This is a genomic window from Microbacterium sp. GXF0217, from assembly GCF_054798195.1.
Map to the genome: position 1 here is coordinate 100,659 of NZ_JBSJZG010000001.1, position 17,974 is coordinate 118,632.

At 66.9% G+C, this 17,974-nt stretch carries 16 protein-coding genes; 6 read left to right on the top strand and 10 right to left on the bottom strand.

The features are described from left to right. Positions 1-5: 5 nt before the first annotated feature. Genes narI through ACWAT3_RS00535 form a run of 4 tightly spaced genes read right to left on the bottom strand, consistent with a single transcriptional unit; the run spans position 6 to position 6,892 of the window. Entirely contained in the window at positions 6-764 is a 759-nt protein-coding gene (gene narI, locus ACWAT3_RS00520; RefSeq protein WP_460794982.1) for a respiratory nitrate reductase subunit gamma, read from the bottom strand. Then, entirely contained in the window at positions 761-1,471 is a 711-nt protein-coding gene (gene narJ, locus ACWAT3_RS00525) for a nitrate reductase molybdenum cofactor assembly chaperone (RefSeq protein WP_460794984.1), read from the bottom strand. The genes narI and narJ overlap by 4 nt, the downstream gene beginning before the upstream one ends. Next, positions 1,471-3,114 carry a nitrate reductase subunit beta gene (gene narH, locus ACWAT3_RS00530; protein WP_460794986.1) on the bottom strand — a complete coding sequence of 548 codons (1,644 nt, stop codon included), beginning with the start codon at positions 3,112-3,114 and terminating at the stop codon, positions 1,471-1,473. The genes narJ and narH overlap by 1 nt, the downstream gene beginning before the upstream one ends. 49 nt (positions 3,115-3,163) lie before the next feature. Beyond that, entirely contained in the window at positions 3,164-6,892 is a 3,729-nt protein-coding gene (locus tag ACWAT3_RS00535; protein ID WP_460794988.1) for a nitrate reductase subunit alpha, read from the bottom strand. A gap of 176 nt (positions 6,893-7,068) precedes the next feature. Here ACWAT3_RS00535 and ACWAT3_RS00540 point away from each other — a divergent pair, with 176 nt between their 5' ends. From ACWAT3_RS00540 to ACWAT3_RS00555, 4 genes are all read left to right on the top strand, one after another. Beyond that, on the top strand, positions 7,069-8,283 hold the full coding sequence (locus ACWAT3_RS00540; protein ID WP_460794990.1) for an MFS transporter: 1,215 nt from the start codon (positions 7,069-7,071) through the stop codon (positions 8,281-8,283). A gap of 42 nt (positions 8,284-8,325) precedes the next feature. After that, on the top strand, positions 8,326-8,922 hold the full coding sequence (coaE, locus tag ACWAT3_RS00545; protein ID WP_460794992.1) for a dephospho-CoA kinase: 597 nt from the start codon (positions 8,326-8,328) through the stop codon (positions 8,920-8,922). A gap of 67 nt (positions 8,923-8,989) precedes the next feature. Continuing rightward, positions 8,990-10,591: a sensor histidine kinase gene (locus ACWAT3_RS00550; protein WP_460794994.1), complete on the top strand. Its 1,602-nt coding sequence runs from the start codon at positions 8,990-8,992 to the stop codon at positions 10,589-10,591. Continuing rightward, entirely contained in the window at positions 10,591-11,751 is a 1,161-nt protein-coding gene (locus ACWAT3_RS00555; protein ID WP_460794996.1) for a diguanylate cyclase domain-containing protein, read from the top strand. Before ACWAT3_RS00550 ends, ACWAT3_RS00555 begins: the two co-directional genes overlap by 1 nt. A 14-nt stretch (positions 11,752-11,765) precedes the next feature. On the opposite strand, the gene ACWAT3_RS00560 is transcribed toward ACWAT3_RS00555, so the two are convergent. From ACWAT3_RS00560 to ACWAT3_RS00580, 5 genes are all read right to left on the bottom strand, one after another. Continuing rightward, positions 11,766-12,614, bottom strand: coding sequence for a response regulator transcription factor (locus ACWAT3_RS00560; RefSeq protein ID WP_460794998.1), 849 nt, complete (start codon positions 12,612-12,614; stop codon positions 11,766-11,768). A gap of 27 nt (positions 12,615-12,641) precedes the next feature. Then, on the bottom strand, positions 12,642-13,175 hold the full coding sequence (locus ACWAT3_RS00565; protein ID WP_460795000.1) for a hypothetical protein: 534 nt from the start codon (positions 13,173-13,175) through the stop codon (positions 12,642-12,644). Then, the gene (locus ACWAT3_RS00570) at positions 13,172-13,681 is read right to left on the bottom strand and encodes a signal peptidase I (protein ID WP_460795002.1); all 510 of its coding nucleotides are present in this window, start codon (positions 13,679-13,681) and stop codon (positions 13,172-13,174) included. Before ACWAT3_RS00570 ends, ACWAT3_RS00565 begins: the two co-directional genes overlap by 4 nt. 45 nt (positions 13,682-13,726) lie before the next feature. Continuing rightward, positions 13,727-14,269 carry a hypothetical protein gene (locus tag ACWAT3_RS00575; protein WP_460795004.1) on the bottom strand — a complete coding sequence of 181 codons (543 nt, stop codon included), beginning with the start codon at positions 14,267-14,269 and terminating at the stop codon, positions 13,727-13,729. A gap of 86 nt (positions 14,270-14,355) precedes the next feature. Then, positions 14,356-14,982 carry a DUF4126 domain-containing protein gene (locus ACWAT3_RS00580; RefSeq protein WP_460795006.1) on the bottom strand — a complete coding sequence of 209 codons (627 nt, stop codon included), beginning with the start codon at positions 14,980-14,982 and terminating at the stop codon, positions 14,356-14,358. A 91-nt stretch (positions 14,983-15,073) separates the two neighbouring features. Here ACWAT3_RS00580 and uvrB point away from each other — a divergent pair, with 91 nt between their 5' ends. After that, positions 15,074-17,152 carry an excinuclease ABC subunit UvrB gene (uvrB, locus tag ACWAT3_RS00585; protein WP_460795008.1) on the top strand — a complete coding sequence of 693 codons (2,079 nt, stop codon included), beginning with the start codon at positions 15,074-15,076 and terminating at the stop codon, positions 17,150-17,152. A gap of 34 nt (positions 17,153-17,186) precedes the next feature. On the opposite strand, the gene ACWAT3_RS00590 is transcribed toward uvrB, so the two are convergent. Continuing rightward, positions 17,187-17,429, bottom strand: coding sequence for a hypothetical protein (locus ACWAT3_RS00590; RefSeq protein ID WP_460795010.1), 243 nt, complete (start codon positions 17,427-17,429; stop codon positions 17,187-17,189). Between the two features lie 44 nt (positions 17,430-17,473). Between ACWAT3_RS00590 and ACWAT3_RS00595 the strand changes: the two genes are divergently transcribed. Beyond that, a complete protein-coding gene (locus ACWAT3_RS00595) occupies positions 17,474-17,908 on the top strand; it encodes a MarR family winged helix-turn-helix transcriptional regulator (protein ID WP_460795012.1) in 435 nt (144 codons plus the stop codon). The last annotated feature ends 66 nt before the right edge of the window (positions 17,909-17,974 follow it).

Sequence of the window (17,974 nt, forward strand, 5' to 3'; positions counted from 1 at the left end):
GGCCGTTACAGCTTGTGCAGCTTCTCCGGATCAGGCGCCGCGACCGGGTCCCAGCCACGCTTGGCCGCGCGAGAACCGCGCACGTCATCGCGTGAGCGGTAGACGATGTACGGACGGAACAGGTATCCGACCGGGGCGGAGAAGACGTGCACGAGCCGGGTGAACGGCCAGAGGGCGAAGAGCAGGCTGGCGGTGATGATGTGCAGCTGGAAGAGCAGCGGGACGCCGATCATGAGCTCGGGTTGCGGCTGCAGCAGGATCAGGCTGCGGATCCAGGGCGAGATGGTCTCGCGGTAGTGGAAGCCGCCGCCGAAGACCTGGTGGACGACGGTCGCGGCCGTGCCGAACAGGAGCGTCGCACCGAGGACGACGTACATGAACTTGTCCATGCGCGTGGTGGCGAGGAACACCGGCCCGACGACACGGCGACGATAGATCAGGATCGCCAAGCCTGCGAGCGTGAGAGCGGCGGCGAACGTCCCGAGCACGGTCGCGCCCACGTGGTAGATCTCCTCGCTGATCCCGATCGCGTACAGCCACTCGCGGGGGATCAGCAGGCCGACGACGTGCCCGGCTATCACCATGAGGATGCCGAGGTGGAACATCGGCGAACCCCACCGAAGCAGCCGGTTCTCGTAGACCTGGCTGGATCGAGTCGTCCAGCCGAACTTGTCGTAGCGGTACCGCCAGATGTGACCGACGACGAAGACGGCGAAGCACACGTAGGGCAGCGCCACCCAGACGAGAACGTTCAGGGCGGTCATGACCGCTCCTGCTGGGAAGTGGTCGGCGTGAACGGGGCGAGATTCCCGAGAAAGCTCAACCCGACACTCTCCACCGGCGGGCCCTCGGTGACGAGATCGAGAATCCTCTCACGCGTCGCCGCGGAGACGGGCGGGAGCGACCGGGTGACGCTGCGGACCACGCCGGCCCAGGGACTGCCCATGTCCTCCAGCGCGGCCCGCAGCACTTCGATGCCTTCCACATGCGCCGCCAGCAGGGCCTCGGCGACCGGGGAGTCCGACCGTGCCGAGAATTCGAGTACCGCGGGGAAGTAGTCCGGGAGCTCGGCGGCATCGAACTCCCACCCGGCGGCCCGGTACGCCTCGAGGAACGTCACGAGCGCAGTGCCCCGCTTGCGGGTGTCTCCGGTGGCGTAGTAGCTGAGGTACAGACTGCACTTGCGTTTGAGGTCGAACGTCTCGACGTACGTCCGCTGGAGAGCATCCGCCCCGGCATCCGCCGCCGCATCCATGAAGGCGACCAGCGGATCGCGGATCGCAGTCGGCAGCGCAACGGTGTGAGCGCGGAGCTCATCGAGGCGCGCGAACCACACATCATCGGGATAGTCCAGCAGCAGGGAGGCGAGCATGTGTGCGCGCGCACGCGTGGGCGGGGTCATGGCCACCGCGGTCAGCGCGTCCGGAAGCGCCTTTCGCGGGGTCACACGCGCTTTCAGCAGCGAGGGCATCACGACTCCCGATCCGTCGCGGGCGGAAATAGTCCGTCTGTCGAACCGTTGCCGTCCCAGTTGAGCAGGTTGACGCGCCCGGGCGATGACGGTCGATCGGCCGTCTGCCGGTTCTGCAGCACGTGGAAGTTCTCCACGGCCACGGGTACCTGGCGCCCGCTCGAGGACCCGAAGGGACCGGCGCCGCCCATTCCTGGACCATCCTCGTAGTCCAGCGAGCAGGCCATCTCCTCCAGTTCATGCGCGCGCTCGGTGTGCGCGGCGGGGATGACGTAGCGCTCTTCGTACTTCGCGATGGCGAGCAGCCGGTACATCTCTTCGACTTCGATGCCGGTCATTCCCACGGCGGTCGCGATGCGCTCCTCCCGCTCGTCGTCGAGGTTGACACCGCGCATGTAGGAGCGCATCGCGGCTAGTCGTCGCAGCGCGTGGTCGACGGGACGCGTGTCACCGGCGGTGAAGAGTTCGGCGAGGTACTCGATCGGGATGCGCAGCTTGTCGATCGCCGCGAAGAGCGTCCTCGCGTCCTCTCCGTCGTTGCCGGAGCCGGTCACGACATCCACCACGGGGGACAGCGGCGGGATGTACCAGACCATCGGCATGGTGCGGTACTCCGGGTGCAGGGGAAGCGCGACCTCGTACTGCTGGATCAACCGCCAGATCGGACTGCGCTGGGCGGCTTCGAGCCAGTCCTCGGGGATGCCGTCGGCGCGTGCCTGCTCGATGACCGCGGGGTCGTTCGGGTCGAGGAGGACCGAACGCTGCGCGGCGAGCAGAGCGTGCTCGTCCTCGACGGATGCGGCCTCGGCCACGCGATCGGCGTCGTAAAGCACCAGCCCGAGGTATCGCAGTCGTCCGACGCAGGTCTCCGAGCACACCGTCGGAAGGCCGACCTCGATGCGCGGATAGCACATCGTGCACTTCTCGGCCTTGCCGGTGCGGTGGTTGAAGTAGACCTTCTTGTACGGGCAACCGGACACGCACATCCGCCAGCCGCGGCAGGCATCCTGATCGACCAGCACGATGCCGTCCTCGGCTCGCTTGTACATCGCCCCTGACGGGCACGACGCCACGCAGGACGGATTCAGGCAGTGCTCGCAGATGCGCGGAAGATAGAACATGAAGGCCTTCTCGAACTCCGCCGAGACGTCCTCGCTCATCTTCTTCAGGATCGGATCGTTGCGCATCGTCGCCTGGGATCCGCCCAAGTCGTCATCCCAGTTCGCCGACCACGAGATCTTCATGTCCTTTCCGGTCAGCAGACTCTTCGGCTTCGCTACCGGGGTCTGCGCACCGGCCGGCGCGCTGATCAGCATGTCGTAGTCGTACGTCCAGGGCTCGTAGTAGTCATGGAGCTCGGGGAGGTTCGGATTCGAGAAGATCCGCATGAGCTTCGCCAGCCGCCCGCCGCTGCGCAGCCTCAGCCGTCCGCGCTTGTCGCGGACCCAGCCGCCCTCCCACCGGTCCTGGTCCTCGTAGCCCCGGGGATAGCCGACGCCCGGTCGGGTCTCGACGTTGTTGAACCAGACGTACTCCACGCCGGTGCGATTCGTCCATGCCTGCTTGCACGTGACGGAGCAGGTGTGGCATCCGATGCACTTGTCGAGGTTCATCACCATCGACATCTGCGCCATGACCTTCATCGGTGCGCTCTCCTCGGCAGGGTGCTCGACGCGACAGCGGTGGTCTCCATCAGTACTCCACTTCCTGGCTGCGGCGACGGATCGTCGTGATCTCGTCGCGCTGGTTTCCGGTGGGGCCGAGGTAGTTGAATGCCCAGGCCAGTTGCGCGTAGCCGCCGATGAGGTGACTGGGCTTGAGAAGGATCCTGGTGAGGGAGTTGTGGATGCCGCCGCGCAGGCCGCTGGTCTCCGCGATGGGCACATCGACCGTGCGGTCCTTCGCGTGGTACATGAAGACCGTGCCCTCCGGCATCCGATGCGAGACGATCGCGCGCGCGACGACGACGCCGTTGCGGTTGTACGACTCGATCCAGTCGTTGTCGGCGATGCTGGCCTTCGCCGCGTCCTCGATGCTCATCCAGATGGTGGGACCGCCGCGGGAGAGGGCGAGCATGAACAGGTTGTCCTGATATTCCGAGTGGATCGACCATTTCGAATGCGGCGTGAGGTACCGCACGGAGACCTCGGTGCCGCGTCCTTCGTTGCGCACATCGCCGACCGGGCGGGAGTCGAACAGACGCGCCATGTCCAGCGGAGGCCGATAGATGGGGAGGTTCTCACCGAGCTCCTCCATCCAGTCGTGATCGAGATAGAAGTGCTGCCGGCCGGTCAGCGTGTGCCAGGGCTTCAGATGCTCGACGTTGATCGCGAACGCGGTGTAGCGTCGACCGCCATGCTCGGATCCGGACCATTCCGGGGACGTGATGACGCTGCGCGGCTGCACTTGGACATCTGCGAAGGAGATGTGCGACCCCTCGTGCTCTTCGGCGAGGAACGCCAGCTTCTGGCCGGTGTGCTCCTCCAACGAGCGAAACCCCTGGGTCGCGAGACGCCCGTTAGAGGTGCCGGACAGCGCAAGGATCATCTCGCATGCACGCTGGTCGGTGTCCAACCGGACAGCGCCGCGGTAGGGGCCGGAATCGATCGTTCCGTTCTGATGCGCCAGACGCTGCAGCTCGGGCTCGGCGTGATACGTGATGCCCTTGGTCGTGAGCCCCAGCGTGCCGGTCAGAGGACCGAGTGCCTTCCACTTCTCGGCGAGGTTCGGATAGTCGCGCTCCACGACGGCGAGCTTCGGCATGGTCACGCCGGGCTTCAGCGGCAGATCCTCGACGCGTCCGTGCGGCGTCGCCATGACGTCCGATGTGTCGTGCTGCAGCGGCACGGCGACGAGATCACGCCGGACGCCGAGATGCGTGCGGGCGAGCTCAGAGAACTTCTCCGCCAGCAACCGGAACGTGTCGTAGTCGGTCTTGGTCTGCCACGGCGGCGCGATCGCGGGGTTGAACGAGTGGATGAACGGATGCATGTCGGTCGAGGACAGGTCGTACTTCTCGTACCACGTGGCCGTCGGCAGGACGATGTCGCTGAACAGGGTCGTGCTGGTCATGCGGAAATCACTCGTCACCAGCAGATCGAGCTTCCCCTCCGGTGCCCGCTCTCGCCAGCGCATGTCCCTGGGGCGGGCATCGGGGGCGCTCTCCGAGGCGCGCACAGCCGAATCGGTGCCGAGGAGATGCTTGAGGAAGTACTCGTTCCCCTTGCCAGAGGACCCGAGGATGTTGGCGCGCCAGACCAGGACGATGCGAGGGAAGTTCGCCGGGGCGTCCGGATCCTCGATCGCGTACTCGAGCGACCCGTCCTCCAACGAGTCGACGACGTGCTGCGCTGGTTCCTTCCCGACGGCCTCTGCCTCGTCGCACAGGTCAAGAGGGTTGCGCGAGTAGGTGGGGAATGCCGGCATCCACCCGCGCTTCACCGACTCCACCAAGCAGTCCGCCGTCGTGCGTCCTTCGAACACCCCGCGCGCCAGCGGCGATGACAGCTGATCCGCCGGCAGACCGTCGTAGCGCCACTGATCTGTCGCCAGATACCAGAAGCCCGTGCCGATCGCGAGGCGCGGCGGCCTGTTCCAGTCCGCCGCCGTCGCGTACTGCGAGTATCCCGTGATCGGGCGGACCTTCTCCTGACCGACGTAGTGCGCCCAGCCGCCGCCGTTCACGCCCTGGCATCCGGTCATCGTCGTTAGTGCCAGGAAGGTGCGGTAGATCGTGTCGGAGTGAAACCAGTGGTTCGTTCCCGCGCCCATCAGGATCATGGAGCGTCCACCGCTGCGTTCGGCATTTTCGGCGAACTCGCGGCCGATACGCGTGGCCTGCACCGCCGGCACAGAGGTCAGCTCCTCCTGCCACGCCGGCGTGCCTGGGCTGGTGGCGTCGTCGTAGCCGGTCGGCCATACCCCTGGGAGGCCATCGCGGCCGACGCCGTACTGGGCCAGCATCAGGTCGAAGACCGTGGTCACCGTCTTGCCGGCCACCGTCATCACGGGAACCCCGCGCACGATGGTGCCCGAACCGCCCGCATGCTCCTGGCCGGCTTCGGGAGCGACGTCGAAGCGGGGCAGGCTGATCGGCGCCGTCTCGGCAGCGCCGTCCAGATCGGCGATCGACAGCGGAGGAACGACATCGCCGAGGTCGAGGTTCCAGCGCCCCCGGTCCTCCGCGCTGAAGCGATGTCCGAGCGAGCCGTTGGGTACGACCGGCGCCCCGTCGGCGTTCAGCAGCACCGGTTTGAAATCGGCATGCGCGGTAGCCGCGGCATCCGAATCGAGATCGCTCGCCGTCACGAACTTGCCCGGCACGAGCGTGTCGCCGTTGCGCTCGAGCGAGACCAGGAATGGCGCGTCGGTGTACCGCCGCATGTAGTCCTCGAAGCGCGGCGTGCGCTTGTGGACGAAGTGCTCCGTGAGGATCACGTGCCCCATCGCGAGCGCGAGCGCCGCATCCGTGCCCGGATGCGGCGATACCCATTCATCGGCGAACTTGGTGTTGTCGGTGTAGTCGGGCGATACCGTGACGACCTTCTGTCCGCGGTAGCGCGCCTCGGTCATGAAATGCGCGTCAGGCGTACGGGTGACCGGCACGTTCGAACCCCACATGATCAGGTACCCGGCGTTGAACCAGTCCGCCGATTCAGGAACGTCCGTCTGGTCGCCGAACACCTGCGGACTCGCGACCGGCAGATCGGCGTACCAGTCGTAGAACGAGAGCATCGTCCCGCCCAACAGGCTCAGGAACCGGGAGCCGGCGCCGTGCGAGACCATCGACATCGCGGGGATGGGGGAGAACCCGGCGATCCGGTCCGGGCCGTACGCCTTCACGGTGTGCACATGGGCCGCCGCGACGATCTCGAGCACCTCGTCCCAACTGGTGCGGATCAACCCGCCCTTGCCGCGAGCGCGCTTGTACTGCGCCGAGGCTTCGGGGTCGTCGACGATGCTCGCCCACGCATCGACGGGGTCAGGATGCCGTTTCTTCGCATCGCGGTACAGTGCGGCCAGCACCGAGCGGATGTACGGATAGCGGACCCTCGTTGGCGAGTAGGTGTACCAGCTGAAAGCGGCACCCCGCGGGCAGCCGCGCGGTTCATACTCCGGGGAGTCGGGGCCGACGCTGGGATAGTCGGTCTGCTGCGCCTCCCAGGTGATGATGCCGTCCTTGACGTACACCTTCCACGAGCACGAACCGGTGCAGTTCACCCCGTGCGTCGAACGCACGACTTTGTCGTGCGACCAGCGGTCGCGGTAGAACGCGTCGCCCGATCTCCCGCCCTCGAGGAACAGCGAGCGAAGATCCTCGCTGGTCTCTCCCTGTCTGAGGAACCGCCCCATCGACAGCAGCGAATCCGCCAGCGGCCCGTCGGTCGCCGGTGTCCTGCGTGTTCGCGTCTCGGGGCTCATGGGGCGCCTCCTCAGTCGTTGCCACTCAGCATGGTGCCTCGGGTGGCCGCTCTGCCACCCCTTCTGCCGTTTTTATTCGAGTTCGGCCAGAACGGCGCGCACGCACGGAGAAGGGACGATTAATGACGGCCGAACAGCACTTCCGCGACCGGGTTTTGATGGCTACGCTCGCGGTCATGACGACCGCTTCCGCCACGAGCCAGCCCGAGCTGCGGGGTCAACTGCCACAGGTACTGCTTGCGACGCTCGCGTCGACGGTCGGGTTCTGGGCCTGGATGTGCATTGCTCCGCTGCAGGGCAGCTATGCGGCGGAGATGGGTCTCGATGAGGGGCAGATCTCGCTCATGCTCGCGACCCCAGTGCTCGTCGGTGCGCTGGGACGCATCGTCGTCGGCGCCATGACCGACCGATTCGGTGGACGAGTCATGTTCACGGTGGTGCTGCTCGGATCGGTCCCCGCCGTGCTGCTCGTCGCGCTCGCCGGGAGCATCCGCAGTTTTCCGCTCCTGCTGATCGCGGGTTTCTACCTCGGCGTCGCCGGTACGATCTTTGCGGCCGGTGTGCCGTTCGCCAGTGCCTGGTACGCCCCAGCACGGCGCGGTTTCGCCAACGGCGTGTTCGGCATGGGCATGATCGGCACCGCGGTGTCGGCGTTCCTGACCCCTCGCCTGGTGGAGTGGATCGGATATCTCCCGACGCACTTCGTGATCGCGGGCATCATGGTTCTCTTCGCCGTTCTCAGCTGGCTGTTCCTCAGGGACTCGCCGGTCTGGGAACCCAGCAGGATCCCGCTCGTACCGAAGGTGAGGGGGGCGTTGCGCCTGAGCATCACATGGCGGATGTCGTTCCTGTACGGCATCGTCTTCGGCGGCTTCGTCGCGTTCTCGACCTTCCTTCCGAAGTACCTCACGACGATCTATGCGGGGGAGGTGGATGCTGTCGGCGCCGGAACGCGCGCGGCGATGTTCGCCGTGGCCGCGGTGATCGCACGTCCGATCGGCGGCGTGCTCGCGGACCGGTTCGGCCCGAAGGTCGTCTCGCTCGTCTCGCTCGCGGGCATAGTCGCGCTGGCGTACATCGTCGGGCAGCAGCCGCCGGAGGGCATCCTCACCGGGGTCACGTTTCTCGGCATGGCGGCGGCGATGGGACTCGGGATGGGTGCCGTCTTCGGCTGGATCGGACCGTCAACGCCGAAGGAGAAGGTCGGCGCCGTCAGCGGAGTCGTGGCCGCGGCCGGTGGCCTCGGCGGCTACTTCCCCCCACTGGTCATGGGGGCGACTTATAACGCCGAGACGAACTCGTACTGGCTGGGACTGTGGCTGCTCGTGCTGGTGGGTGCTGGCGCCCTCGTCGTCGCGGGGATGATGAAGGATGCGCCACGAGCGGCATGACGCGCCGAGGACCGACACCGCAGGCATGTCAGGATGGTGCGCATGCCTCTCATCGCGCTCACCGGCGGAATCGCGTCCGGAAAGTCCACGATCGCTCGTGGACTCGCTGAGCACGGAGCGGTCGTGGTCGATGCGGATCAGATCGTCAGGGACGTGCAGGCGGTCGGATCACCGGTGCTGACGGAGATCGCCGCGGAGTTCGGTGACACGGTGATCACCCAGGACGGATCGCTGGAGCGAGCGGCGCTCGGTGACATCGTCTTCGGCGATGCCGACGCGCTCGCGCGACTCAACGCGATCGTGCACCCGGCGGTGCGCGCCGAATCGCAGCGGCGCTTCGATGAGGCATTCGCCGCGGATCCGGAAGCCGTGGTGGTCTACGACGTCCCTCTGCTGGTGGAGGCGCGCGTCGACGACCCGTGGGATCTGATCGTGGTGGCTCACGCTCCGGCGGAGGTGCGGCTGAGCCGGCTCCTGGAGTTGCGAGGAATGTCCGCGGATGCCGCGCGAGCGCGGATCGACGCACAGGTGCCCGACGAGCAGCGACTCGCGATCGCCGACGTGATCATCGATACCGCCGGCAGCAGGGCGCAGACGAGCGAGCAGGTCGACGCGCTCTGGCAGCGGCTCCGCGGGTGAGCGCCCCAGGACACGATAGCCTCATCCACATGCTCAGCGACGCGGTGATCCCGTGAAGATCCTCTCCGTGGATCGCACCCGTGAGCGCACGACGATGCTCAATCAGCTGCTGCTGTGCTTCGTTGCGCTCATCGCCACGGTCATCGCGTTGAGCATGAACCTGGAGATGCGTCTGGATCTCCTGCTCATCGCGATGCTCGTGATCGTGACACTTACGGCCGTCGCTGTCGCGGTGCCGTGGAATCGGATCCCTGCGCTCTGGAGCATGCTCCTGCCGATCGGCGACATCCTCGCGATCACCCTCATGCGCGAAGCGAACCCCAGCGCCGGGTTCTCGCTGCTGTGGATCTTTCCGGCGATGTGGATCTCGGGAGCATTCGGACTCATGGGGCTCGTCGTAGCGACGGTGCTCACGAACGGACTGTATTCGCTGACGGTCCTGCTGGATCCGCGGCAGTCGATCGGTCCGGTGGTCTTCCTCGTCCCCATCATGATCATCGCGGTATCGGTGACGTCCTACCTCTCGGCCCGTCGGGCCGCCGCGCAGCGCTCGCTCCTCGCGACGCAGGCGCGCCTGCTCACCCGCGCGGTCGAGCGGGCACGGCGCCAGGAGGACACCGTGACAGAAGTGCTCGACGCCGTCGACTTCGGCGTCATCCGCTTCGGCGCAGACGGCGACACCTCCGTGCGCAACGAGGCGCACGCACGCATGCAACAGCTGCTCGGATCGGAGGGACGCGAATCGCTCGTATATGCGGATGACGGACTGACCGAACTGCCGCAGGAGAGCATCCCGCTGACGCGTGCCCGCCGCGGCGAGACGTTCGAGCGGGAACTGATCTGGTACGGCGCGCCAGGAGAGGGACGCCGTGCGCTGAGCGTGACAGCCCGCGCGCTCGAGGGGCCGTCGGGCGAACGGGTCGGGGGCATCCTGATCTCCCGTGATGTGACGGACGAGGTCATGGCGCTGCGGGCGAGAGACGACCTAGTCGCGTCGGTGTCGCACGAACTGAGGACTCCGCTGACGTCGATCCTCGGCTACCTGGAGCTCGTGCTGGACACCGACGACCTTTCGCCGCGGGCGCGGCGCGGCCTCGAAGTCGCCGAGCGCAACGCGGGTCGACTGCTCGACATCATCGCCGATCTGCTTTCGGTCGCTGCAGACGACCACGGCGGCATCGTCCTGTCGATCGCGCCGGAGCAGGTGCGCATCGACGAGATCGTCCGGTCTGCCATCGAGGCGCTCGAGGCACGCGCGTCCGAACGCCGGATCGAGCTGGACGGCAGCGGCATCGAGGAGGTCACCGCCATCGCGGATCCGCTCCGCATCAGGCAGGTGGTCGACAACGTGATCGGAAACGCGGTGAAGTACAACTCGGACGGCGGTCGTGTCGAGATCGGCGCGACCCACGACGGCGACCATGCCTGGATTGTGATCCGCGACCACGGCCCAGGCATCTCGCCGACCGAGCTTCCGCGCCTGTTCGAGCGGTTCTTCCGCGCCGACGCGGTCCGTCGTACATCGATGCACGGCAGCGGACTCGGTCTGTCGATCAGCAGGGACATCGTGCGCGCGCACGGAGGCGAGATCACCGTGCAATCAGAGCTCGGCAAGGGGGCGACATTCGTCGTCCGGTTGCCGCTGCAGGGCAAAGGGAGACGCAGCTGATGGAATTCGATCTCGTGACCGTTTCGGCCCTGACTTCGTTGGTCGTGGTCGTGGCCGGAGTCGTGTTCATCGCAGAGACCCTGCTCAGGGAGGATGACATCGTGAGTCGGCTGTGGTCGCTCGCGTTCCTGAGCGGCATCCTGACATCGCTCGCGTACATGATCTGGGCTCTCGCGCCGCAGACCTGGTGGGCCGTCGCGATCGGGAACGCCGCCTTCGTCGCCAGCGGCGGCTTCATGTGGCTCGGATGCCGCGCGTTCAACGACAGGGCGATCGGCTGGCCGCTGGGCGTCGTGGGCTTCCTCACGGCCGCTGCGTGCGTCACCGTCATCATCGAAGGTCCTGATGGCGGAGCATGGGCGGGTGCGAACGTCATGTTCGTCTCGCTGTTCGTCCTGCCGGGGGCCGCCGCGATCGAAGCTCTTCGCGGCCAGCTGGGGCGGATCAAGACCACACTCGGGTTCACTCTGGTGCTGGGGATGCAGAGTCTCTACTACCTGGGACGCACGATCGTGTCGCTGGTGTTCGGCACCGACAGTGATGTGTTCACGACCTGGTGGGGGACGGTGTCGACCAGCATCGTCACGATCACGCTGATGGTGGTCGCGGTCGTCGTCGCATCCGTGCTGCGCGCCGAAAGAGCGGGGCTTCGAGGACGCGAGACGCTCACGGCTCCGGTCCTCACCGGTGGAGCGGTGCTGGAGGCCCGCTCGTTCCAGCGTTTCCTGCGGGACGCCGTGCGTCGAGCGCAACTGCACGGCGAGCGAATCGGAGTCATCTCGGTGCGCATCGACGATCTCGACCAGGTGTCGACCGCGTTCGGGGCGGAGGAGGCCGACGAGCTCCGATCGGCCTGGCGGGAGGCCATGCGCACCAGCGTCCCGACTCAGGCGTGGATCGGCGACGACGGCGCCGGGGGACTGGTAGTCAGTTCGGTCGTCGCCGACGCCACCGGAGCCCGGCGGATCGCGAAGCGCCTGCGCCGGGGGGTCCATGAAGCCCTCGAGGCGGTGCACGGCAGCGTCATTCCGGTGATCGGAGTGGGAGTGGTGATGAGCGACGCTTCCGATCGGGGCCCGGCGGATCTCGTTCTCGCGGCCAGGGCGGCCGCCGCTGAGGCAGCGATCAGCGAAGACAGCAGCGTCGTCGTCGCGGACTGAGCGTCCAGCGTCAATCAGGCGGTGAGGCGGTAGCCCACGCCGCGCACCGTCTCGATCCACCGCGGGTCCGCGGGCGACTCGCCGAGCTTGCGACGCAGATTCGCGACGTGCACCTCGATGGCGCGGACATCGTGCTCGCTGATGAAGTCGCTCGCCATTCCGCGCTCTCCGCGAACGACGAGTGCGAGTTCGCGTTTGCTGATGACCCGCCGTCCCGCGTCGAGGAGTTCGGCGAGGATGTCGAACTCGCTGCGCGTGAGATCGATAGTGCTGCCGTTCGCGTCTGCGATGCGCATGCCGGGGTGCACTCGAAGGCCCTTGTGCTCCTGCCATTCGTCGTGATTCGGCTCTGTCGGCGGAGCAGGTGATGGCGCAAGGGCGGTCGTCGCATCGGACACCGCTCGGGGTCGACGCAGCATGGCCTCGATCCTTGCGCGCAGCTCACGAGGGCGGAACGGCTTGGTGACGTAGTCATCCGCCCCGGATTGCAGACCCTGGAGGGTGTCGATCTCGTCGGATCGCGCGGTCAGCATGAGCAGGTAGGTCGTGCTGAACGCGCGGATGCGCTTCGCGGTCTCGAACCCGTCCATGCCGGGCATGCTCACATCGAGGGTCGTGACCACAGGATCATGGGTCCGAACGAGTTCGACGCCGTCGAGTCCTGTGCCGGCGGAGTGGACGACGAAGCCGGCTTGCTCCAGGATGTCGGACAGCAACGAGCGGATGTCGGGTTCATCCTCGATGACCACGGCGACGCGCATAGTCGGCTGCCCCTCACTCTCCGGTGCTCCGAGTCCGCCGATGGTCGGCGGAACTTCGGAGATGATATCGCAGAAGACACGCGTGAACGCCTCACCGGGCATCGTGCCTCCCCGTCGTGTGAGCCGTGTTCACGAGCACAGCATCCCCGCGCTGTTGCGCTTCTCGACGACCTGGAAGAACACCGTCGTGGTCTGCCAGTCGGCGCCCGTGCCGCGCACGCGCGGCAGCTGCCCGCAGTTCCAGCCGTCCCGTGCACTGAACTGCGCACCGGCAAGCACTCCGGCGCGTTCCCAGGACCAGGACCCGCCGTTTCCGGTTGCGCCGGTCAGATCGACGTCGAAGCTCACCGAGCGGGTCCCCAACGGCGTCGCGAACGAGAGGTAGTAGTTGCGTGTCTGGTTTCCGGAAGGGCCCCATCCGAAGTAGTCGATGCGGCTCACCTTGCAGCCGGCGAGTGCGGCGCCGTTCTGTCCGTAGGCGATGCAGGTGCTTCCGGTGGTCGGTGTCTGCCAGGTTCCGGCCGTTGCCGTGGCGGTGACGTTCACCTGATCCGACCAGGCGGCCGACGTGGTGCCGATGAACCCCTGACCGGCGGCGACGATCCCCAGCGCGCCGCCGATCAGAAGTGCGAGTGACCAGGTGATACCGCGCCCGGTCCTCATGCGGCGACCGCCTTCCGAGGCATCCGGATCTGCCCGGGTGCCCACGTCGCCAGACCCAGCAGGCCGAGAAGACCCACGAGCAGCGGCAGTGCGACGGCGGGAGTCGTCATCCGCATGATGGCCGATCCCCAACCGGCCAACTGCAGCGACGGCTGCCAGACGTCTCCTGACACCGTGTAGTCCAGCGCGTCGGAGAAGGCGTTGTTGTCGCCCTTCAAGGTGATCGTGTATCCGGCGCTCCCATCCGGCACGATCGCCTCGATCCGGTGCGTCACGAGGTCGCCGGTGAGCTCGCTCGGAACGCTGATGACATCGCCGACCACCAGAGTTTCCGCGGGAACCCTGGTGTCGATGATGAGGTCGCCGGTCATGATCTCGGGCTCCATGGAGCCCGAGATCACCACCAGCGGCTTGATGATGCCCATCGCGGTCGCGCCCCAGATCACGCCGCACGCGCCGCCGACGACGGCGAGCGCCCAGAGGGCGATGAGGGAGAGGTTGCGCATGATGTGCATCGTGGTGAGTCCTGCTCGTTTCGCGGTTCGGGTGGATCAGGACGTCGCGGTCGCGGAGATCGTGACGACGACGTTTCCGGTCTTGCCCTGGTTGGATGCGGCCCAGTCCGACGGCGTGGTGATGGTCAGCTGGAACTTGTCCTTGGCGGCGGTGCCTCCAGCCGGTGTCAGCGAGGTTGCGAGGTCCGAGATGGCGACGGAGGGCTGTGCGGTGAACGTGGTTCCCGAGGCGAAGGCGGCCGTCGAGGTCAGAGCGGCCTTGACCGAGCTCTCGTTGCGCACCCACAGGTCGATCGTGCGGGTCTGGCCAGGGAGCAGGTCGGCGAAGGTGCTGGCCGGGACGGTCAGCTGGATGGCGTCCGCCGTCGAGGACTGGGTCCAGGTTGCGCCGTCGAGCGAACCCTGAAGGTCGAAGGTCGCGGCGACGGCCGGTGCGGCGAAGAAGGTGTTGTCGGTCCAGGCGGCGCTCGTGGCAGCGGCGCCGATGCCGCCGATGGCGAGTGCGGCGAGGCCGAAGGCGACGAAGGGTCGGCGGCGACGCTGCGGGGCTGGTGCGGTTTCAGTCGTGTTCGATGTCATGCCTCGAACGTATGGAGCCGACCTCAGCCGTCGGTCAGGACCACCTCAGGATCGCCTCAGGTCTTCCTGAGGATCTGTGTCGGGAGTCAGGGTGCGGCGGGCGGCGGACCAGCGGGCAGGCGTGGTGACGCCGTGCGGGTGCGGATCGAGCGGCGGCGGAAGAAGACGATCACCACGACGACGAGGCCGATCAGGACGAGTACGGCGAGCGCGGGAACGAGGATCGCCAGGGCTGCGAGAGTGAAGGATGCGCCGTCCTCAGCAGTGCTCAGCACCGGTGCCGCAAGACCGCCGGTCATCGTGTTCGCGGCGACGCGCAGCGTGGCCTTGGTCGCATGCACGATGAGCGCGATCACGACACCGGCGATGATCGGGATCCAGGTGCTCTCGCTGAAGAACGCGGACGGGTCGTCGACCGCGACGGTCTGAGCGCTCGCGCCGGCGCCGAACACAATGCCGCCGGATGCCGGGCGCAGCAGGGTCTGGATCACGTCGTTGATCGAATCGAGCGCAGGGATCTTGTCGGCGATGATCTCGAGCACGAGCATCGCGCCGAGGATCCACAGCGCGATGTCGCTCGACAGCCATGACCACCCGGTCGGGAGCTCCACCGCGGGCAGGAAACGATCAGCCAGACCGAGCAGGAACAGCGGCATCCAGGCATTCAGCCCTGCGGATGCGGCGAGGGTGGAGCCGATCAGGAACTCGAGCACGGCTCCACTCTAGGGCGGGGCGGCGACGCCGCCGCGAGGGGCGATCGCCCGCTCAGCCCCCGATGTCCGATGGGCGTCCTACGCTGGAAGCATGCAACCGACCCGCAGCGTCCGACCCTTCGAGGTCGTCAGCGAGTACGTTCCGGCCGGCGATCAGCCGAAGGCGATCGCCGATCTCGCCGCGCGCATCAACGCGGGTGAGACCGACATCGTGCTGCTCGGTGCGACGGGTACCGGCAAGTCGGCGACCACGGCATGGCTCATCGAGCAGGTGCAGCGTCCGACCCTCGTGCTCGCGCACAACAAGACGCTGGCCGCGCAGCTCGCCAACGAATTCCGCGACCTCATGCCGAACAACGCCATCGAGTACTTCGTCTCGTACTACGACTACTACCAGCCAGAGGCGTACGTCCCCCAGACGGACACCTTCATCGAGAAGGACTCGTCCATCAATGCCGAGGTCGAGCGGCTGCGGCACTCCACGACCAACTCGCTGCTGTCGCGGCGCGACGTCGTGGTGGTCTCCACGGTCTCGTGCATCTACGGTCTCGGTGCGCCGGAAGAGTATCTGCGTGCGATGGTGGCGCTGCAGGTGGGGGAGCGGTACGACCGCGACGCCTTGATCAGGCACTTCATCGCGATGCAGTACAACCGCAACGACGTCGACTTCTCCCGGGGCAACTTCCGCGTCCGCGGCGACACGATCGAGATCATTCCGGTGTACGAAGAGCACGCGATCCGCATCGAGCTCTTCGGCGACGAGATCGAGGCGCTGTACTCGCTGCACCCGCTGACCGGTGACGTGATCGAGCGCCTCGACGCCGTACCGATCTTCCCCGCTTCCCACTACGTCGCCGGAACCGACGTCATCCAGCGCTCGATCGGGACGATCGAGACCGAACTCGAGCAGCGTCTTGCCGAGTTCGAGCGCCAGGGCAAGCTCCTCGAGGCCCAGCGGCTGCGCATGCGCACCACCTTCGATCTCGAGATGCTCCAGCAACTCGGCTTCTGCTCCGGCATCGAGAACTACTCGCGGCACATGGACGGCCGTGAGGCGGGTGAGCCGCCGCACACACTGCTGGACTTCTTCCCCGATGACTTCCTGCTGGTGATCGACGAGTCGCACGTCACTGTGCCGCAGATCGGTGCGATGTACGAAGGGGATGCCTCGCGCAAGCGCACCCTCGTCGAGCACGGCTTCCGGCTGCCGAGCGCGATGGACAACCGGCCGCTGCGCTGGGACGAGTTCAAGAACCGCATCGGCCAGACCGTGTATCTGTCCGCAACCCCGGGCAAGTACGAGATGGGCATCGCCGACGGGGTGGTCGAGCAGATCATCCGCCCGACAGGACTCGTCGACCCCGAGATCGTCGTCAAGCCCTCCAAGGGCCAGATCGACGATCTGCTCGAGGAGATCCGGCTGCGCGCGGCCCGTGACGAGCGCGTGCTCGTCACGACGCTCACGAAGAAGATGGCCGAAGAGCTCACCGACTTCCTCGGCGAGCACGGCGTCCGAGTGCGCTACCTGCACTCCGACGTCGACACGCTGCGCCGCGTCGAACTGCTCAGCGAACTGCGCTCCGGTGTCTACGACGTCCTCGTCGGCATCAACCTGCTTCGCGAGGGTCTCGACCTTCCCGAAGTGTCGCTGGTCGCGATCCTGGATGCCGATAAAGAGGGGTTCCTGCGGTCGGGCACATCACTGATCCAGACGATCGGTCGAGCGGCGCGAAACGTGTCCGGCCAGGTGCACATGTACGCCGACCGCATCACCGATTCGATGGCCAAGGCGATCGAGGAGACCGATCGCCGACGCGAGAAGCAGATCGCGTACAACACCGAGAACGGCATCGATCCGCAGCCGCTGCGCAAGCGCATCGCCGACATCACCGAGGTGCTCGCGCGCGAGGCGGCCGACACGGCCGACATGCGCTCAGGGCGCACCAAGGCGGGCAAGAGCGGCAAGGGCAAGTCGCCGACGCCGAACCTGCGCCGTGAGGGCATCGCTGCCGAGGGCGCCGAACAGCTCGAGGCGATGATCGAGGACCTGTCGAATCAGATGCTCGCCGCGGCGGAAGAGCTGAAGTTCGAACTCGCCGGGCGATTGCGGGACGAGGTGCAAGACCTCAAAAAGGAACTCCGCGCGATGGAGAACGCCGGGCACGCCTGAATCCGCCGCGCATCGCTTCGGGGGCGAGACGGGGTCAGGGGCAGTGGATCAGCGGCTTCGGACCGGAGCGGTCGATCTCGTGCTGCGTCATCGGGGCCCCGCACAGCGGGCATGCGCGTTCCGCGCGCTCAGCCGCACTCGGTGGGGGCGTCGGCTCGTACGGGCCGACCGACGCGGGGCCGGCGAAGCGGATGAGGTTCGAGTTGGCCCATGCGTACAGCCCTCCGGCCTCGCGGATGCGGGTGCGAAGCGGAGGGCGGTCGGGCTTCCTGGTCATAGAGCTTAGTGTACTAAGTATTCGTGCACTCGTATAATCGAGCCGTGACCGATGCCGATGATCTGCTCCAGCTCGACAACCAGCTCTGCTTCGCGCTGGTGACCGCGGCGCGCAACGTCGTCGCGATCTACCGGCCCATCCTCGAGCCGCTCGGACTCACGCATCCGCAGTATCTCGTGATGCTCGCGCTGTGGGAACGGGCGCCGCGGAGCCTGAACGACCTGGCTGCCGACCTGGCGCTGGAGCCGGCGACCGTCTCGCCCCTGGTCAAGCGGCTCGAAGCAGACGGTCTCCTCGCCCGTCGCCGCAGCCCCGAGGACGAGCGTCGCCTGGACATCCTCCTCACCGACGCCGGTCTCGCCCTGCGCGAGAAGGCGCTCGAGGTCCCGCCGCAGGTCATGGATGCGGTGGGGATGGACATCGCGCAGATCGCGGCCCTGCGTGACGCTCTGCAGCCTTTCGCCGGACGGCGCCCCTAGGGGGCCGCCGCGCCACGGCATCCGACCTGTCCACAGGCCGGTCGACCGGACCGTCCTTCTTCTAGG

Coding starts and splice junctions, on each gene's coding strand:
- narI (WP_460794982.1), bottom strand. CDS start 764: ATGACCGCCCTGAACGTTCTCGTCTGGGTGGCGCTGCCCTACGTGTGC.
- narJ (WP_460794984.1), bottom strand. CDS start 1,471: ATGCCCTCGCTGCTGAAAGCGCGTGTGACCCCGCGAAAGGCGCTTCCG.
- narH (WP_460794986.1), bottom strand. CDS start 3,114: ATGAAGGTCATGGCGCAGATGTCGATGGTGATGAACCTCGACAAGTGC.
- ACWAT3_RS00535 (WP_460794988.1), bottom strand. CDS start 6,892: ATGAGCCCCGAGACGCGAACACGCAGGACACCGGCGACCGACGGGCCG.
- ACWAT3_RS00540 (WP_460794990.1), top strand. CDS start 7,069: ATGACGACCGCTTCCGCCACGAGCCAGCCCGAGCTGCGGGGTCAACTG.
- coaE (WP_460794992.1), top strand. CDS start 8,326: ATGCCTCTCATCGCGCTCACCGGCGGAATCGCGTCCGGAAAGTCCACG.
- ACWAT3_RS00555 (WP_460794996.1), top strand. CDS start 10,591: ATGGAATTCGATCTCGTGACCGTTTCGGCCCTGACTTCGTTGGTCGTG.
- ACWAT3_RS00560 (WP_460794998.1), bottom strand. CDS start 12,614: ATGCCCGGTGAGGCGTTCACGCGTGTCTTCTGCGATATCATCTCCGAA.
- ACWAT3_RS00565 (WP_460795000.1), bottom strand. CDS start 13,175: ATGAGGACCGGGCGCGGTATCACCTGGTCACTCGCACTTCTGATCGGC.
- ACWAT3_RS00570 (WP_460795002.1), bottom strand. CDS start 13,681: ATGCGCAACCTCTCCCTCATCGCCCTCTGGGCGCTCGCCGTCGTCGGC.
- ACWAT3_RS00575 (WP_460795004.1), bottom strand. CDS start 14,269: ATGACATCGAACACGACTGAAACCGCACCAGCCCCGCAGCGTCGCCGC.
- uvrB (WP_460795008.1), top strand. CDS start 15,074: ATGCAACCGACCCGCAGCGTCCGACCCTTCGAGGTCGTCAGCGAGTAC.
- ACWAT3_RS00590 (WP_460795010.1), bottom strand. CDS start 17,429: ATGACCAGGAAGCCCGACCGCCCTCCGCTTCGCACCCGCATCCGCGAG.